Genomic DNA, 16,364 nt, shown 5'->3' on the forward strand with positions numbered 1-16,364 from the left:
TAAGTCCCGCGCTGTATGCTTCGCATCAGCGTCGGGATCCATGGACTCCCCGAGCTGGTCTCATCCCCACCCTGCGGGAAGGGCCAAGCCCTACGATGGGGATGAGACCAGCATTTACAGGCAGCTATAGCCTTTGGTAAACTCCGGCTATGCTGACCATGAACTACACTTACCGAATCTATCCAGATGCCTTGCAGCAGACTGAACTGCGGTCGTGGCTTGAGACGTGCCGAGGCGTATATAACTACGCTTTGCGCGAACTCAAAGACTGGATTGCTTCGCGTAAGTGTTCGGTAGACCGATGCTCGCTGGAAAAGGAATACATCATTCCCGCCGATGAGCCATTCCCGTCTTACCATCGTCAGCAGAACAACCTGCCCAAAGCGAAGAAGCAATTCCCGCATCTGGGTAAAGTACATTCTCAGGTGTTGCAGACCACAATTCGCAGACTGCACGATACCTGGGAGGCATTTGTGAAACGGGGACATGGATTCCCGCGTTTCAAAAAGTTTGGTCAATTCAAATCCTTTGTGTTTCCCCAATTCAAGGACAATCCCATCAATGGCTTCACCATCAAGTTGCCAAAGATCGGGGAAGTGCCTATCAACCTGCATCGCCCCATCCCTGACGGGTTCAAGGTAAAACAGGTAAGGGTATTGTCGAGGGTGCGAGGAACACAATGGTATGTCGTCGTCACGATTGAATCGGATATATCGATTCCCGATGCCCCGGTTCATGGTCGGGCGATTGGGATTGACCTGGGATTGGAGCGATTCTTGACCGCTTCCGATGGCTCTTTCCAAGAGCGACCCAAGTTTTTCAAGTCCATGCAACGCCAGCTGAAATTGCTGCAACGCAGAGCGGCACGAAAACAGAAGGGTTCTCAAAACTGGGAGAAGGCACAAGTCGAAGTGGCTAGAATGCACCATCGCATTGCCAATCGTCGTAAAGATTTCCATCTGAAGACGGCTCATCAGCTTTGCGACCGGGCGCAAACCATCTTTGCAGAAGACCTCAACGTTAAAGGCTTGACGCGAGGGATGTTGCGAAAAGATTGTGTAGATGCTGCTTTCGGGCAGTTCTTGTCTCTGACGGAATGGGTTTGCTGGAAACGGGGAGTCTACTTTGCTAAAGTCAACCCCAACGGCACCAGTCAAACCTGTCCCAACTGCCTTGCTACGGTGAGCAAGGGGTTGGAAGTCAGAGAGCATCATTGTCCTGAGTGTGGATATCGGACTCATCGTGACCATGCTGCAGCAGAGATGGTTTTGGATCGTGGACTAGAAAACGTAGTAACCCAGGGACTCTGGGGAACGGAAACCGCCTGTCAAGTCGGTCTGTCGGGGGTCGATGACCTAGATAAGTGGCGTGGGGCAGGAATACCCAATCGTGAGACTGGGAAGCCCGCGCTGTAATCTTTGATTCAGCTTCGGGAGGATGTCACCCCGAATGGCGTTGGGAAATCTGCCATTTTGCAATCCCACACGATCGCCAACTTTCCAAGCTCCCATAGGATAGACGATCGCCCCTGTGGAGAGAGGAATAATCGAAGGGGGGCGATCGCTCGCCTACCCGGTTCTAAAAAGGCAATCAAGGCGAGCCTAGCCCCCGTTTAAATGGGTTTGGATTGAAGTTAGAATGCCCTATTAGCCACTAATCAAAGCTTCGACAAATTCATAGCTCGAAAAAGGCCGTAAGTCTTCTATTCCTTCCCCAGCACCGATAAAGCGGATGGGCAAATTCATCTGCTGCACTACAGCGAGCGCGATCCCACCTTTAGCAGTTCCATCAAGTTTTGTCAAGATCGCCCCACTGAGGTTAACCGCTTCGGAAAAGACTTGCGCTTGATTCAAGCCGTTCTGTCCGAGGGTGGCATCGAGAACTAACAAAGATTCGACGATCGCATCCGGGGCTTTTTTATTAATAATCCGGCGGATCTTGGACAGTTCGTCCATCAAGTTTTTCTTGTTTTGCAACCGTCCTGCCGTATCGACGATCAGCAGTTCGGTCCCTCGGGATTGGGCGGCGGCGATCGCGTCGAACACCACCGCAGCCGGATCCGTATTCTTACCTGGGTTGGCAATCACTTCCACCCCACTGCGTTGACCCCATACTTTCATCTGCTCGACGGCTGCCGCCCGGAAGGTATCCGCCGCCGCAATCAAGCATTTATAGTCCGATTTCTTCGCTAAATGGGCAATTTTGCCGATCGTCGTCGTTTTTCCGGCACCGTTGACCCCGGTCACTAACCAAATGTTGAGACGGTCTTTTTCCGGGACTAAAAACGGTTTTTCTAATTCCTGGGTCGGGCGATCGAGCAAGTCGCCGATAATCCGTTTGAGATAGGCGATCGCCAGATCCGGCGGTAGCGCTTCCTCCCGCATTTTCTCCTGCAGCGCTTCGATAATATAGTCCGTCGCCGCAATCCCCACATCCGCTTGCAACAACGCCGCCTCGATTTCGATCACCGCATCGCGGTTGAGTGGGCCTTGACCGACGATCGCCCGCAGTTGGTTGATCAAACTGCGTCGGGTCTTATCCAGTCCCTGGCGCAATTTCTGCAACCAGGTAATCTCTTCGACAGAAATCTCGTCCGGGCGCCGTCCTTGCGCCGCCAACACTTCAGCAGACCATAAAAAGCCCTCGTCAAAGACCAATTCTGGATGACGAGTCGGCCAAATTTCTCGGGCGGCTGCCGATTCCTCAAATTCTTCCTCTTCCTCGACCACTTCCACCGCACTTTCTGCCACTCGTTGCAGGCGGCTTTGGCGTTCGGCTTCGGCCCGCGCCAAAAATGAGGTGGGTGCGGGTTCCGGTTCCGGTTCCGGTTGCGCTTCTGCTTCGACAGCTTCCGCTTCCGGTTCCGGTTCCGGTTCCGGTTCCGGTTGTGCTTCGGCAGTTTCTGGTTCCGGTTCCGGTTCCGGTTGTGCTTCGACAGCTTCCGCTTCCGGTTCCGGTTGTACTTCAACAGCTTCCGGTTCCGGTTCCGTTTCCGGTTCCGGTTGCGCTTCGACGGCTTCCGCTTCCGGTTCGGTCGAGACGCCTTTTTGTTTCTGAATATTCTGATAGGCAGCTTTGGCCCAGGTCAAATAATCGACCTCTTCCTCATCGGTGGATTCTGCCTCCGCCGAGGGGGTTGTTTCTTCGGGTTGAGCTGGCTCTGATTCCGTTGTTTTTGCTTCAGACTTTTGAGCGCGATCGTCGAACTGACGGCGAAACCAATTGAAAACCATTACACTGTCCTGAATGCCGATTGTCGAGGTCTAGGTACAGAAGGTCTAGGTACAGAAATAGTGGCACGATCCCGACGCCTACAGTGGGTATAGCGCGGGCTTCCCCACCTCGCGATTGGGTATTCCTGTCCCACGCCACTTGTCTAGGTCATCGAACCCCGACAGACCGACTTGACAGGCTCTTTCCTTTCCCCAGAATCCCCGATGCTCCTCTATTCTGTTTAGATTACCACAAGCGATGGCTGCGGGTTGCCGGTCTCATCGCCCTCATTGTGGGGCTTTTGCCCTTGCCGCCGGGTGGGGAATCGACAAGGGCGGGGGAACCATGGATCTCGACGCATCACCTTTGAGTTTAGAGCGCGGTATCGATCGCCCCCCGATCCCCCCATGAGTTAACCTTTATGACTCAATTCTTTAGCGCGATCGCTGACCCGGCGCAAAACGCCGTTGACGAATTTATGACCGTCATCGCCGCTATAGCGTTTGGCTAATTCTACCGCTTCGTTAATGGCGACGCGATCGGGAGTACCGATATAAAACATTTCGGCGACGGCGACGCGCAGGATATCGCGATCGATGCGCGGTAGGCGATTTAACTGCCAGTTGACCAAAGAAGCGGCGATCGTCTCGTCGATGCGATCGCGGTTGTCGCGAATCACGGAAAGGATTTCGAGGGCGTAGGCGCGGACTTCTTGACGGTTGGTCAGTTGGATAAACTCGGGCAACTCCATCGCCATCCCCAAGCGATTGACGGCGCTTTGGGTCAGTTCGATCGCGTCGTAAACCATGGTGCGCGAGCTTTGAACCCCCGTGGCTTGCAGTTCGCTATTGAGCAGGCGATCGCTGCCTCGCTTGAGTTCGGCTGCGGCATTTTCGAGGATGTCGTGGACTTCGTTCGTCAACGCCCGAACGGCAGCGAGGAGGAGATCTTCGAGTTCTTGAGCGGAGAGTTTTTCAGGGCGGTTACTGAGCTGACTCATGCTCAAAAGAGCCAGTTCGCGGGCAATTCGGCGGGCTTGCATGGTGGGTTTAGCTTGAACCTCTAGTAATTAAATATATTCTTCTTGCTCTGGCGAGTAGTCTTCCAACTCCGATGGTACGTCGGAAGTCGCGATCTCCTGTGCTTTCTGTTCGGCGTGTAAGGGGTCTAATTTTTTCTGTTTCGATGGCGGTAAGGGTAAGGGCGAGCTGGTATTGGGGCTGACGATCCCTCCCGAGACGATCGCCTTAAATGCATCTTCGACGGACATCGGCAAGTTAATCACGTCTCGTTCGGGAACGATCGCGTACCATCCACTGGTCGGGTTGGGGGTGGTGGGAATAAAAATACTGAGCATCGGACCGTTGGGGACGTGGGAGTTGAGTTCTTGTTGTACCGAGGCTCCCAGCGCTCCGGTGACGAAGGCCATCGTCCAAATTCCCCGTCGGGGATACTCGACCAAAACGACCCGTCGAAACTTCTCGTTGGAATCTTTGAGGAGGGTTTCGAGTAGTTGTTTGAGGGTTTTGTAGACCGATCCGGCGAGGGGAATCGCTTGCAGGAGGCGCTCTCCTAAGTCTAGCAGCCAGCGTCCGGCTATGTTGCGCGCCATTAAGCCGATCAGGAGAATGCTAAACAGGGGAACGGCCAGTCCCACCCCTAAGTTGAGGAAGTAAACGAGTAAGGGATCGAGTCCGTCGAAGGGATTGAGTTGTTTGGGAATGCTCGTCAAAAAGTCGATCACCCATCGGGCGATCGTAATGGTTAGCCAGATGGTCGTTGCTAGTGGAATGATCACTAGCAGCCCTGCTATCAGGTCGTTTTTTAAGTCTTGCTTGAAGCGTTGGATCACAGCTCGCCCACTCTCCTTCTGATGGCCCGTTCCGTCGCGCGATCGCGTCTCGTTCTACTTGATTTCCTGCTCGATATGGGGTCGATCTGTCTGCCCCCGCCGCACCTTATCGACGTACTGACTCACCTACTGAGACGGTCAGGGTTTGGGTTGGGCGTCTAGTTGCCGATCTCCCCATTGGCTTTGTTCACTAATTTATTTTCACGGATTTAACTTAATTGTAAAGAATTGTTGCACAATTGGCAGGGTTGGTGACATTGATATAGACGTCATTTTATCAAGAACGGGGATCGCAACCCCTGCCAAGCCGGGATCGCGATCGCCCGTTGTTACAGTCGGGGGGAAGCGATCGCCTCGAAATAGAGCGTTAGTTTTAGCTTCGTTAAGGAGAAGGACGAACCGATTCTTCCTCGGACGAGGCAATCGCTTCCGGTTGCGGGGGCTGATGTCGCCGTTCCCAAACTTTGAGCAAAATTAAATATTCGTAGAAAGTTTGCAAGGTACACCACGCGAAGCCCGGTTTTCCGTCCAGGAAGCCCCCGAGCAGGATATACATGTAAATAAACCGCAAAAAGGGACGCCAAGGCAAGCGCAAGGATAGGTCTTTGAGGGCGCGGCGCCGTTCGACTTCCGATTTGCCGCCGAACAGATCGCGCCAAGACACCTGACCTCGATCGAGTTGGGCGATCGTTTCCGCCGCTTCATCGGTGGAATAGCGGTTGTGTTTCTCGATCCAGCGACTGAACCCTTTAGAACAGGTGTAGTGAGGGTAAGTCTCCTTAAGAAACCCCGTCGATCCGTCGCACACTTCCCGTTCCGTATGACCGTAATCGGTAAACCAAACCTTGTCTTTGCGAAATAATCGCATTTGATAGCGAGGATATTGGGTGCAGTGTTTGATCCAACGATCCATGAATATCACTCGTTCGGCGACGTAATAGCCGATCGCGTCCGATCTCTCGATCGCTTGCACGCATTCCTTAAAAAGCTCGGGGGTCATCCGTTCGTCAGCTTCGAGGATGTAAACCCACTCATATTTCGTTTCGAGAGAACGCAGCATCCAGGTCCGTTGTTTACCGTGACTTTCAAAAGGATGCTCGACGACGCGCACGGGATATTGACGGGCGATTTCGACGGTGCGATCGCTACTGACCGAATCGACCACAATAATGTCATCGGAGAGCATCGCCGACTCGACACAAGCCGCAATATCAATTTCTTCGTTATGCGTGAGGATATAAATTGAAAACATTCAGCCGAGGCCATTGGGGCAAAGGGTTTCAAACTTTAACAGGGGTTGACTCGCCAAATCCGAGCGACTAGCTGCAATTGGCGAGTAACACCCGCCTGGAGAAGACCAAACTACCGACCAGCGCGCTTGCGCCGTCCCCCTTGGAGATACCCCATATTTTTTAACCCGCTCCAGCCAATAGCGCTGTAAGCGACGGATAACAACAAGCTACTAATCCCAGTTTGTACGGCTAATTTGGCAAATCGGGTTTTCGCTTCCGATTCGAGGTCTTGACGGCGAGTGCGAATTTCGGTCAGACGGCGATCGCGGAATCCTTCGGTACTGAGGCGTTCGTCGAGAAAAGCATCGATTTGTCCGGGATTGTCTTTAAACTCTTGGAGCAGTTGTTTCTCGTCGTCCGGGACGTCGGGATTTTCCAGGGCTTGGTCGAGTCGCCCTTGATCTTGGAGCAGTTGGCTCAACTGTCCTTTGAGCGCTTCGCGTCGCTGACCGATTTCTTGTTGAAATTGGGGATTTTCGAGTTGTCCTCGCAACTGTTCTTCCGCTTGATTGGCTTGTTGGGCGATTTCCGTAAGGGTCGCCGACCGTTCCAGTCGGACGTTGTTTAAGTGCAGGGGAAATAGCAATAAATAGACGACCCCTAAGACGGTAGAAAATAATAAAGCCCAGAAGCGCAGGTCGGCGATTGAAGCCGGGGAAGAGCGATCGCCGCCTTCGTTGCTACTAATCCAATATCCCGTAAAAATAAACACTAAGGCGACGAGGGGAATGACGCCGCGATCGACTATCTGCGTCGTATAGCCGAGTTGCCACTGTCGTTCGAGCAGTTGTACGGGTATGGCGAGGGTGATGTAGTCGATAATCGAAGACAGGATTAAAACTACACCAACGACTTTAAGGGCGATCGCCGCGATCGAAGATTGTGGAGTCATGATTTTCTAAAATGTTTTCCGATAAATAGCCTATCCTAGCTCGCTTTTGGTCGTCCTCTTTCCCGATCGCCGCGATCGGAAATCGAGTGTCCCCTGTTCGATGGCTGTTTTCAGTTGCAGATCTCAAGTCTAAGATCTAACGGTGTCACCGCTCAAGATCCTGATTTAGGCGCGATCGCGGGATTGTCGGTACCAGCGCGCCAATCGCTCCGGCGAAACCCCCAAGGTATAGCCGAGAACGATCGCCTGATTGATCGCCGTGGTTTTGAAAGCCCCGAGTTGTTGCCACCGTCGCGCGGAGGTTTGCACTGGGGTAGGGGCGATCGCGATCCGCCCGCGCCGTTGCAATTGCCGCACGAATTCGTAATCTTCCATAATCGGGAGTTCGGGAAATCCGCCCAGATCCCAAAAGATCTCCCGAGGGACAAATAAGCCTTGATCGCCGTAAGGCATCTGCCAGAAGTGCGATCGCCAGTTTGCCGCCGTTGCTAGCAGTTTCAAACTCGGTTGCTGGCTGTCGATGGCTAAAGGAAAGGCTCCGCCGACGACGCCGGGACGGGTTAAAATTTCGCGGATGGCGGTCTCGAAGCCGGAGGGTAAGCGAGTATCGCCGTGGAGAAACAGCAAGATCGACCCGGTGGCGGCGCGGGCGCCTGCGTTCATCTGGAGGGCGCGCCCGGGGGGAGAGTGCAGCAGTCGCACGCCCAAGCTTTCGACGATCGCCGGGGTGTCGTCTCGGCTGCCTCCATCGACGACGATCGCCTCGATGTTGGCTCCACGGGTGACGCTGGCGAGGGTCTCGCGGACGCGCTCGGCTTCGTTGAGAACGGGGATAATGGTAGAAATTTTCGGCAGGAGGGTCCGTCGCAGGGGGTCGGGCAGGCGATCGAGGTCTTCCGGGCGATCGATGTCCGCCAAGGGGGGCAGCAAGGCGGGTCTAATCCATGAATTAGAACATTTGTCAATGGTTTGCTGAAAAACTTTTTCGGTTCCCCAGGGGATGCCTTCAAAGAGTTGGGGATAGGGACGGCGTACGGCGATCGCGTAGTAGCCGCCATCGAGGGCCGGGCCGAGGACGACGGGGGCGCGATCGAGGGCGCTAAAGGCTTGCTGGAGGATCGGGGTTTCTAAGTGGGGACAGTCGATCCCGACGACGACGACGCGCTTGGCTCCACTGCCGAAGGCGCGATCGACGGCGCGGGCGAGGCGATCGCCGAGATCGCCGTCTCCTTGCGTTTCGTAGAGCAGATCGTCGCCGAGCCATTGTTGCATCCCTTGGCGATCGCCTCCCGTAAAGCGGATCTCGATGTCGAGGTCGCGTCGGTCTCCAACTCCGGCGGCGCGCAGTTGGCGGGCGCGATCGCAGGTCAGTTCGGTCATCTGGCGTTGGAGGCGGGCGGCGCCTTCGGGTCCGAGGGCGGGAATCAGACGGGTTTTCGTCTGTCCCGGTTGGGGATAGCGGGTAAAGATGACGAGGCGATCGCGACGAACGGGGGACGAAGTCATGACAAAGACAAGGGGATCGGTTGAAGAGAAAGGAAGATTACCGGGGCGATCGCAAATGCCCCTCTACAATTGCTATTAAACAACGGTAGCAAGCAGCAGTTGCCATGAACAATAAGCACGTGGAAGTTCTGCCCGATAAAACAGCATTGATCGAACGGGGGCGCGAGCGGGTTCTCAGTGAAATCCGAACGGCGATCGCACGGAGCGATCGCGCGACGATCGCCCTCGCGGGAGGCGGCACCCCCAAACCCCTTTACGAAGCCTTAGCCAAGGAAGACCTACCCTGGGAAAAGATCCATATTTTTTGGGGAGACGAGCGCTATGTCCCCCCGGATCACCCCGACAGCAACCAACGCATGGCTCGCGAAGCGTGGCTCGATCGCGTCCCTTTGCCGCCGGAGAATATCCATCCGATGCCCACGGGAGCGGCAGATCCCGCCATCGATGCCCGCACCCACGAGCAAGAGTTACAAGCCTTTTTTGAACTCGAATCCGGGACTTTCCCTGAATTTGACCTGATTTTGCTCGGTATTGGCGACGATGCTCATACGGCGTCTTTATTTCCCGGGACGGAGGCGCTCCAGGTGCGCGATCGCCTCGTGACTGTCGGCAACAAGGACGGTCAGCCGCGTCTGACGTTTACAGTGCCGTCGATCAATGCGGCCCGTTGCGTACTGTTCCTCGTTTCTGGCGCCGGGAAGCAAGAGGCCCTCGATCGCATTTTTGCGCCGGAAGCCAATCCCTTCGTTTATCCCGCCCGTTTCGTGCAACCGGGTGAGGGTCAATTGTGGTGGTTGTTGGACGACGCTGCCGGAGGGCACCTCGGTTTAGGCTGACGGGCGCGAGATCGAGGCTGCCGGGAGTTGCGGCGAATTGCGGCGAGTATAATTTTCCGTACGGCCCGGGCGGCGATCGCCTTTGTAATCTAAAAATCTAAGCGCTAATGTCGCGCGATCGAATCAACCTCTTCTAGGATTGTGTGGAGATAAAGGAAACACTGCCATGATCGTCTGTCCAAATTGCAACCACCAAAACCCCGAAGGCGCTACCCAGTGCGAGGCTTGCTACACGCCTTTACCCGCCACCACGAGCTGTCCCAACTGCGGCGCCACGGTTCAAACTGATGCGGCCTTTTGCGGTCAATGCGGTCACAATCTTCAAGAAGAATCGGCGGGTACGGAAGGAACGGCGGCGGAGGCGGCAGAGGTTCCCCCGACGGCGGTTTCTGTTCCGGGTGCAGCTCCCGAATCTGACCCCGGGGTGAGTGTTCCGGATCTGGAAGCACCGGAACCTTTAGTGGAAGCGGAACCGATCGCCATGACCTCGGAAGCCGCAGCGCCAGCCCCCGCACCGACGCCCGCTCCGACGCCGACGCCCGCCCCGACACCGACTCCGGCGCCCGCCAGTTCGGCGACTCAGTTGCAGCAGCCGCAAACGGCTCGCTTGCTGCACGTGCAGACCAATACGTTGATAGAATTGCCCTCGCAATTGAGCGTCATTCATATTGGGAAGCCGAACGATATGATTCCGCCGGATATCGATGTTTCGGGATTCCCCAATTCGGAGATTGTCTCTCGGGTTCACGCGGATATCCGCACGGAAGGGGATGCGTTTTATATTGAGGATGTAGGGAGTTCTAACGGCACTTACATTAATAATTTGCCTTTGCCCCAAGGGAATCGCCATCGCTTGCGGGCGGGCGATCGTATTTCCCTCGGAAAAGGGGATCTGGTTTCGTTGATTTTCCAACTTTCTTGATCGATCGCCGTCGCCACGCTCCAAGTCGGATCGCCCGGTTCGTTCGATGGCGCCGCACCCATCTAGAATCGAAGGAGAGGTGGGTTCTCGGGGATCTAACCTCTCCGGACGGGGTGTCTGAGCCACAATCAAGGAGTAAGCTTATTGGGTTAGGATAGGTGCCAGTCGAGCAACAGATTTCCTTGAGAAATTGAGAATCGGAACGGATTCTCCGGGCTAAAGCCGTCAATGGTGTACCTACGTCAACAGTGAGGCTCCTGTGATTACACTCACTTTGCTGCATCCACATCAAGCGACTCCGATCAAAAGTTGGAGTTTTGAGAATGAATCGATGATTCGGATCGGGCGATCGCGTCAGAACAATGTCGTACTTTACAGTGCGGTAGTCTCCAGACATCACGTGGAGTTACGGCGTTACGGCGATCGATGGGAATTGATCAATCTCGGAACCAATGGGACTTACCTAGAGGGGACGAGTATTAGTCATATTCCTGTAGAAGACGGGGTGGTAGTTCGCCTTGCTCGCTCGGGTCCTCGATTGCAAATTCATTTGGGACGGTGCGCGCCGAAAGTGCATCCCGAAAAAGATGTGGTACAGGAGTGGATGGATACCCATCCCCTTCTCGAAACCGATTCCACTCACGAGGATGAAATTACCAAACCGAGTAAAACTCCGATCCAAACGCCTTCGACAGTCATTCCTTCTCCGAGAGAAGGCTAGGAGGCGATCGCGTCCGATGGAAATTGTCGGCGGGTGACTCGGCGATCGCAATTCTCGTCACCAAACATTCCTCTCTGTCAAATTCAACCCCGCGCGATCGCCCTCCATTGACAGCGATGGATCTTCGGACTCAGGTCGTTTCATCTTGGATTGGCTCGCGGCGATCGTCCGCTCGTTGTAGTTTCTGAAATTGAGGAATATATATTGTGAATACAGAACAACAAATCGTCGAACGCACCAAACTACTCAACCGTCTCGTCCTCGATCGCGCCACCGCCGAGGAAGTCGGGCGAGTCGAAGCACTCTGGCTCGATTCTAAAGCCAATCAAGTCATCGGCTTCACCTGTAAATCTGGCTTTCTCGGTCGCCAAAAACATTTTTTCACGTGGGGTGAAATTCAAACGATCGGCGCCGATAGTTTGATGGTCAGTCTCGACGAAAACCGCGTCGAACCGGACAGTCCCCAACCGTCAGATACCCTCGTCGGTCAGGAAGTCTGGACCGATGCCGGGAATAAAGTCGGTCAGTTAGTGGATTATCTATTTGCCACTCAAACAGGTATCGTGGTGGGCTATTTATTTAAGTCGAGCGGTTGGCGCGGGATGGTCGGCGATACGTATTTGCTCTCCCCTGAAGATATCGTCAGTATGGGGTCGAAGCGAGTAATTGTAGCCGATAGTGCGGTGCAAACCCCTCAAGAATACACCGAAGGAATGAGTAAAAAACTCAATAAAGTCGGCGAACTCTTTCAGGAAGATTACGATAAAACACTCGTCGATTTAAGAGGGTTAATTAAAGGCGCTCAAAATCTGTCCGAACAAGCCAAAGGTAAGGTGCAAGAAGTGGCGGGACAGGCGCAAGAAGGCGCACAATCTTTTGCAGAACAAGCCCGCGATCGCGCCGGACAGGTCGGAGAAACGGCGCGCGAAGGGATGGAACAGTTGAGCGCAGAAGCCAGAGAACGGGCGAAACAAGCACAGGAAAAGTTCTCCGAAATGACCGATCGCCGCGACAACGCAGGGTCTCCCCAGGAGAATCGCCCCTCAGAGGAAGCGCAAACTACAGAAAACTCGCCTTCTACCGATGCGGAAACGCCCCCGGGCGCTCAAAATTGATAGGTTGAACGAATCGAGGGGATGGACGGCGGGGGAGAGATTTGAGAATAGAGTTTTTGACCTTAAACCCGAATGCGACATCCCCGATCGCTAAGACGATAAGTATTTAATTAGCTGTTTTTTGTGAAAACAAGAATAGATTACGAGTCTTATTCAGATGCAATGAATATTACAACGCTATCAGCATTCTAAATTAATAAGTGCTGACTCCTGAAACATCTACTTTATTGTAAAGAACAAACACATCGACAAGAAGAAATTATGGGTTTGCAAGAAGAAATTGATAAAACCAGGCAAGAAATTAGAACCGATGGATATTCTATGTCTATAGGGGAGTTAATTAGTCTGTATGAAAATAATGAAATTAATATTTATCCAGAGTTTCAACGATTTTTTAGATGGTCAGATTATCAAAAATCTGCCTTCATAGAATCGATCCTTTTAGGAATACCAATACCACCCATTTTTGTTAGCCAAAGAGATGATGGAGTTTGGGATGTTATTGATGGGCTTCAAAGGCTTTCAACTATTTATGAATTTGTTGGTGTAAAACAGAAAAACTCCGAACAAGAAAGTTATTTCGCCTTACAAGCAACAACATATTTGCCTTCTTTAAAAGATAAAAAATGGAACGATTCCCAAGATCCTTACAATTCTTTAACAATGTCACAAAGACTGTTGATAAAAAGGGGAAAAATGACTCTAAATATCATAGAAAAAGAAAGCGATAAAATGATTAAGTATGAGTTGTTTCAAAGATTAAATACAGGAGGATCTATTGCAACACCTCAAGAAGTAAGAAATTGTATTCTACTGATGTTAAATCCAGGGTTGTATAATTTAATGCGTTCTTTAGCCGATCGAGAGTCATTTAAGAGTTGTATTGCTCTAAGCGATAGATTGTTTGAAGAACAATATGATATGGAATTAGTCTTACGTTTTATTCTACTGTTCGATCGAGATGATGACAGTCTCAAACAACTGGGAGGAGATGTCAGTGAATTTTTGACTACTAGAATGCGTGAAATGGCTATTAAAGATGATTTAGACAATCGTCATATTGAACGAGCATTCGATCTTACCTTTGACACTCTTAATGAAAGCTTAGGAGATAATAGTTTCAAGCGATATAGACAAGAAGAGGATCGGTTTTTAGGAGGTTTTCTCTTATCCGCTTATGAAGTAATTGCTTTGGGTATTGGATATAACTACAAAAATCCACTACCATTGGTGGATATACCCAATTGTGTTAAAAGTATTTGGTCTCATCAAATTTATCAAAAATGGTCGGGAGCTGGTGTAAATGCAGCCAGACGTTTACCATATCTGATTCCTCTAGGTAGAGAGGTTTTTTCTCGTTGATGAGAATTAGAACTCTTGAACAATTAATCGATCGGCTAGATAACGATCTAGCTTGGCGAAAAAAAGAGCTTTCAGAAATAAAAAAAACAGTAGAAGCAAGAAAAGATATATCCGAACAAAGACATATATTATTTGTACGAAGTGCTGTTTGTATTTTGTATTCTCATTGGGAGGGTTTTGTTAAGTTAGCAGCTAATAGCTATTTGAAATATGTTCGAGAATATGTCAACATAAACAAGCTAAAATCTCAAGAGCTTTCCACTAATTTTTTGGCTTGGGTAATGAAAGCTAAATTAAATCAGGCCAATATAACAAACAAGCCATCATTGTACGTACCTATTTGTGAGTTTTTTATTTCTGAATTAAACCAGAGATGTTCTTTTCCTAAAGATGAGATTTCAACTCTATCCAATTTATCTTCTGATGTTTTAAAAGACATAACAGATATTTTAGGACTGAAATTTTCTCTGTTTTCAACTAAATGCAAATTAATTGATGAAAAGTTATTAAAAACAAGAAATACAATTGCTCATGGTGAATATTTAATATTCGATCGAGATGAATATATGGAATTACACCAAGAAATAATTGTGATGATGAATACATTTAAGAATGAGATTGACAATGCAGCAACCCAAGAAAATTTCAAAAAGCATCGATCGATCTAGTTGAGAATTGCTAACGAATATAGTCATATAAAATAACTGATAGCAATTCTTACAGCCATTACAGTAATGAGGTACAGACACTCAAGCTGTCATACTCTTGAGCAAGGGACTCTACCAACCCATTTTTCACCTGATAGAATTGTACCTGATAGAATTGAGAATAGCTATCTCCAATAAGAGCGAGAGCGATCGCCTCACGTCTATTCAATCGCCTAATGAGCTTTAATAAAAGCGAGACTACTGTATACATGAAAAGCCGGATCCCAAACACTGGGACGAAAGCGAAAGATATCGACATAATGCGGGATGCGATCCAGTAAATCGGCTTCGTCGATCGCCGTTTCTGCAAAAGGAGTAAAATCACTCCAACTTTTCACGTCGCCGAGATGAGATTGGAGAAATTTCAGAAGATTTTGCCATTTTAAATGCGTACTCAAGTTATCGAGATTCGGCATCACTTTACCCGGCTGCAATCCGGAGTTTGATGCGGGCTTGAGGGGAATGGCGCGATCGAATTGATAGCTGTCTTGACATAAACGAACAATGCACGATCGCCCGGGAATATGCCAGTCGTAAACTCCCATATATTCGTGAGTTTTTTGCTTGTATTTCACCTGAGTTTTACGATGATTTTCGACGGCGACTTCTTTAAAAATGGGTAAATTTCCCAGAACTTGCGCGCTAATTTCGCTCCAATTCAAACTCAACTGTCCGGCGCGATCGCTTTCGTCCTGACAGACTAAAACGATCTGAGGAGAAACGGACTGAATATAACTGACTCTAAACACGCGGACTTGTTGAATTTGAGCCAGGGTGACGCAAAATGAATCAATACCGACTCGAGCTAATTCTCGCACTAAAATTTGCAATTCGCCGATCGCCCCAGCGCGGTAGAATCGCCAAGTTCGCGTGGGTAAAATCAGCCGCGCCGAGTAGGCTTGAATTTGCATGACTTTCGCAAAAGCTTGGGCGGCTTCTTTGCGAATGGCGGGATCGATCGGCTCTAAAATTAAAATGCCGGGTTCGCGTAATCTCGGATCGGCTTTCGCTCTGGCGATTTCGTCTTTTCGACGCTGTTGGGGGATGGCTTCGACCCGTTGCAAAGCACTGCGAGCTTGACCGAGTATTTTCGGTTGACTTGCTTGACGCAAAACCAATCTATAGGCTTTTTCGGCAGCTTCTAATTTTCCGGTTTCTTCATAATAACGCCCGATATAAAACTTCAGCCAAGGATGACGGGGCGATTCTTGCTGTAAGGTTTTCAACAATCGTGCAGCATGGCGATAGTTTTTACGTTCTAAAGCGTCTGCAATATCTTCAATAGAAATCATGCGATCGCTCGTCGGGGTTTAAAGTTAAATGAGAGAGGGGAAAGGTTTCAATTAGCACTTGCAAGGTCGAGGCTGTTCAAACTCTGTCCCGAATGCTACTATTTTAAGGTTCCAAAGCTTAAATCGATCCTGCATCAAATTGGCGTCGAAACCTCCGCAGAAACCGGGCTGAGTTCCAGTCCGTCGGGACGATCGCCGTCGAACTTCCCTCGGGAACGCGCTGCACGGCGCGAACGCCGTTTTTTCCGATCGGGTTTCGAGTCGGTTTCGAGCAGGTCGTCCGACCGAGGGCGCCTGTCTTGCTAAAAGGAACCGGAGATAGTAAATTAGTAGATCGTGCCGAATTTATAGTAAAGTCGATGCCTAAAATCAAAACCCGCAAAGCTGCTGCAAAGCGCTTTAGAGTCTCCGGCAACGGCAAGTTGATGCGTCGCAAAGCCTACAAAAATCACTTGCTGCAGCACAAGAGCGCCACTCGCAAGCGCCGCCTGTCGAAAGCGTCTCCCGTTCATGAAAACGATGCTGGAAACGTGCGCTTGATGCTGCCGAATCTCTAACGAATCTCTAAATTCTTCTCCCTCGGATGGCACGGCAAAGCCTTTTAACCTTGAGCGAAGGGCGATCGCCATCCTCCGGGATCCCAACCCCCTCCCC

The 16,364-nt window shown here is 51.0% G+C and carries 15 protein-coding genes; 8 read left to right on the forward strand and 7 right to left on the reverse strand.

Going from position 1 to position 16,364, the window contains the following annotated elements; genetic code table 11:
- The first annotated feature begins 149 nt into the window (after positions 1-149).
- On the forward strand, positions 150-1,415 hold the full coding sequence (locus JJD41_RS17365) for an RNA-guided endonuclease InsQ/TnpB family protein (RefSeq protein ID WP_200668773.1): 1,266 nt from the start codon (positions 150-152) through the stop codon (positions 1,413-1,415).
- A 231-nt stretch (positions 1,416-1,646) separates the two neighbouring features.
- On the opposite strand, the gene ftsY is transcribed toward JJD41_RS17365, so the two are convergent.
- The 6 genes from ftsY to JJD41_RS25765 all read right to left on the reverse strand — a co-directional run bounded on the left by ftsY (position 1,647) and on the right by JJD41_RS25765 (position 8,755).
- Positions 1,647-3,233 (reverse strand): signal recognition particle-docking protein FtsY, encoded by a 1,587-nt coding sequence (gene ftsY / locus JJD41_RS17370; protein WP_200668774.1) that lies wholly within the window; start codon positions 3,231-3,233, stop codon positions 1,647-1,649.
- A gap of 392 nt (positions 3,234-3,625) precedes the next feature.
- Positions 3,626-4,255, reverse strand: coding sequence for a transcription antitermination factor NusB (nusB, locus tag JJD41_RS17375; protein ID WP_200668775.1), 630 nt, complete (start codon positions 4,253-4,255; stop codon positions 3,626-3,628).
- A gap of 27 nt (positions 4,256-4,282) precedes the next feature.
- Entirely contained in the window at positions 4,283-5,065 is a 783-nt protein-coding gene (locus tag JJD41_RS17380; protein WP_200668776.1) for a DUF502 domain-containing protein, read from the reverse strand.
- Between the two features lie 382 nt (positions 5,066-5,447).
- The gene (locus JJD41_RS17385) at positions 5,448-6,317 is read right to left on the reverse strand and encodes a glycosyltransferase family 2 protein (protein ID WP_200668777.1); all 870 of its coding nucleotides are present in this window, start codon (positions 6,315-6,317) and stop codon (positions 5,448-5,450) included.
- A 110-nt stretch (positions 6,318-6,427) separates the two neighbouring features.
- Complete coding sequence (hpsJ-B, locus tag JJD41_RS17390) at positions 6,428-7,249, reverse strand: hormogonium polysaccharide biosynthesis protein HpsJ (RefSeq protein WP_200668778.1); 822 nt, start codon at positions 7,247-7,249, stop codon at positions 6,428-6,430.
- A gap of 165 nt (positions 7,250-7,414) precedes the next feature.
- Positions 7,415-8,755, reverse strand: coding sequence for a TIGR04283 family arsenosugar biosynthesis glycosyltransferase (locus JJD41_RS25765; RefSeq protein WP_200668779.1), 1,341 nt, complete (start codon positions 8,753-8,755; stop codon positions 7,415-7,417).
- Between the two features lie 104 nt (positions 8,756-8,859).
- Here JJD41_RS25765 and pgl point away from each other — a divergent pair, with 104 nt between their 5' ends.
- From pgl to JJD41_RS17425, 6 genes are all read left to right on the forward strand, one after another.
- On the forward strand, positions 8,860-9,591 hold the full coding sequence (gene pgl / locus JJD41_RS17400) for a 6-phosphogluconolactonase (RefSeq protein ID WP_200668780.1): 732 nt from the start codon (positions 8,860-8,862) through the stop codon (positions 9,589-9,591).
- Positions 9,592-9,757: 166 nt separating this feature from the next.
- Positions 9,758-10,513 (forward strand): FHA domain-containing protein, encoded by a 756-nt coding sequence (locus JJD41_RS17405; protein WP_200668781.1) that lies wholly within the window; start codon positions 9,758-9,760, stop codon positions 10,511-10,513.
- A 259-nt stretch (positions 10,514-10,772) separates the two neighbouring features.
- Complete coding sequence (locus tag JJD41_RS17410; protein WP_200668782.1) at positions 10,773-11,234, forward strand: FHA domain-containing protein; 462 nt, start codon at positions 10,773-10,775, stop codon at positions 11,232-11,234.
- A 206-nt stretch (positions 11,235-11,440) separates the two neighbouring features.
- Positions 11,441-12,349: a PRC-barrel domain-containing protein gene (locus JJD41_RS17415; protein ID WP_200668783.1), complete on the forward strand. Its 909-nt coding sequence runs from the start codon at positions 11,441-11,443 to the stop codon at positions 12,347-12,349.
- A 261-nt stretch (positions 12,350-12,610) separates the two neighbouring features.
- Positions 12,611-13,711, forward strand: a complete 1,101-nt coding sequence (locus JJD41_RS17420; RefSeq protein WP_200668784.1) for a DUF262 domain-containing protein — start codon at positions 12,611-12,613, stop codon at positions 13,709-13,711.
- Positions 13,711-14,379, forward strand: a complete 669-nt coding sequence (locus tag JJD41_RS17425) for an MAE_28990/MAE_18760 family HEPN-like nuclease (protein ID WP_200668785.1) — start codon at positions 13,711-13,713, stop codon at positions 14,377-14,379. Before JJD41_RS17420 ends, JJD41_RS17425 begins: the two co-directional genes overlap by 1 nt.
- A gap of 212 nt (positions 14,380-14,591) precedes the next feature.
- On the opposite strand, the gene JJD41_RS17430 is transcribed toward JJD41_RS17425, so the two are convergent.
- The gene (locus JJD41_RS17430; protein ID WP_200668786.1) at positions 14,592-15,710 is read right to left on the reverse strand and encodes a tetratricopeptide repeat protein; all 1,119 of its coding nucleotides are present in this window, start codon (positions 15,708-15,710) and stop codon (positions 14,592-14,594) included.
- Positions 15,711-16,069: 359 nt separating this feature from the next.
- Between JJD41_RS17430 and rpmI the strand changes: the two genes are divergently transcribed.
- The gene (gene rpmI, locus JJD41_RS17435; protein ID WP_200668787.1) at positions 16,070-16,267 is read left to right on the forward strand and encodes a 50S ribosomal protein L35; all 198 of its coding nucleotides are present in this window, start codon (positions 16,070-16,072) and stop codon (positions 16,265-16,267) included.
- Positions 16,268-16,364: the final 97 nt, after the last annotated feature.

Source organism: Oxynema mangrovii CENA135 (assembly GCF_016632315.1).
Lineage (GTDB): Bacteria > Cyanobacteriota > Cyanobacteriia > Cyanobacteriales > Laspinemataceae > Oxynema > Oxynema aestuarii.

Excerpts from the sequence above, each read along its gene's own strand:
- JJD41_RS17430 (WP_200668786.1), bottom strand. The coding sequence starts at position 15,710 with ATGATTTCTATTGAAGATATTGCAGACGCTTTAGAACGTAAAAACTAT.
- JJD41_RS17365 (WP_200668773.1), top strand. The coding sequence starts at position 150 with ATGCTGACCATGAACTACACTTACCGAATCTATCCAGATGCCTTGCAG.
- hpsJ-B (WP_200668778.1), bottom strand. The coding sequence starts at position 7,249 with ATGACTCCACAATCTTCGATCGCGGCGATCGCCCTTAAAGTCGTTGGT.
- JJD41_RS17405 (WP_200668781.1), top strand. The coding sequence starts at position 9,758 with ATGATCGTCTGTCCAAATTGCAACCACCAAAACCCCGAAGGCGCTACC.
- pgl (WP_200668780.1), top strand. The coding sequence starts at position 8,860 with ATGAACAATAAGCACGTGGAAGTTCTGCCCGATAAAACAGCATTGATC.
- ftsY (WP_200668774.1), bottom strand. The coding sequence starts at position 3,233 with ATGGTTTTCAATTGGTTTCGCCGTCAGTTCGACGATCGCGCTCAAAAG.
- JJD41_RS17420 (WP_200668784.1), top strand. The coding sequence starts at position 12,611 with ATGGGTTTGCAAGAAGAAATTGATAAAACCAGGCAAGAAATTAGAACC.
- nusB (WP_200668775.1), bottom strand. The coding sequence starts at position 4,255 with ATGCAAGCCCGCCGAATTGCCCGCGAACTGGCTCTTTTGAGCATGAGT.
- rpmI (WP_200668787.1), top strand. The coding sequence starts at position 16,070 with ATGCCTAAAATCAAAACCCGCAAAGCTGCTGCAAAGCGCTTTAGAGTC.
- JJD41_RS25765 (WP_200668779.1), bottom strand. The coding sequence starts at position 8,755 with ATGACTTCGTCCCCCGTTCGTCGCGATCGCCTCGTCATCTTTACCCGC.
- JJD41_RS17425 (WP_200668785.1), top strand. The coding sequence starts at position 13,711 with ATGAGAATTAGAACTCTTGAACAATTAATCGATCGGCTAGATAACGAT.
- JJD41_RS17385 (WP_200668777.1), bottom strand. The coding sequence starts at position 6,317 with ATGTTTTCAATTTATATCCTCACGCATAACGAAGAAATTGATATTGCG.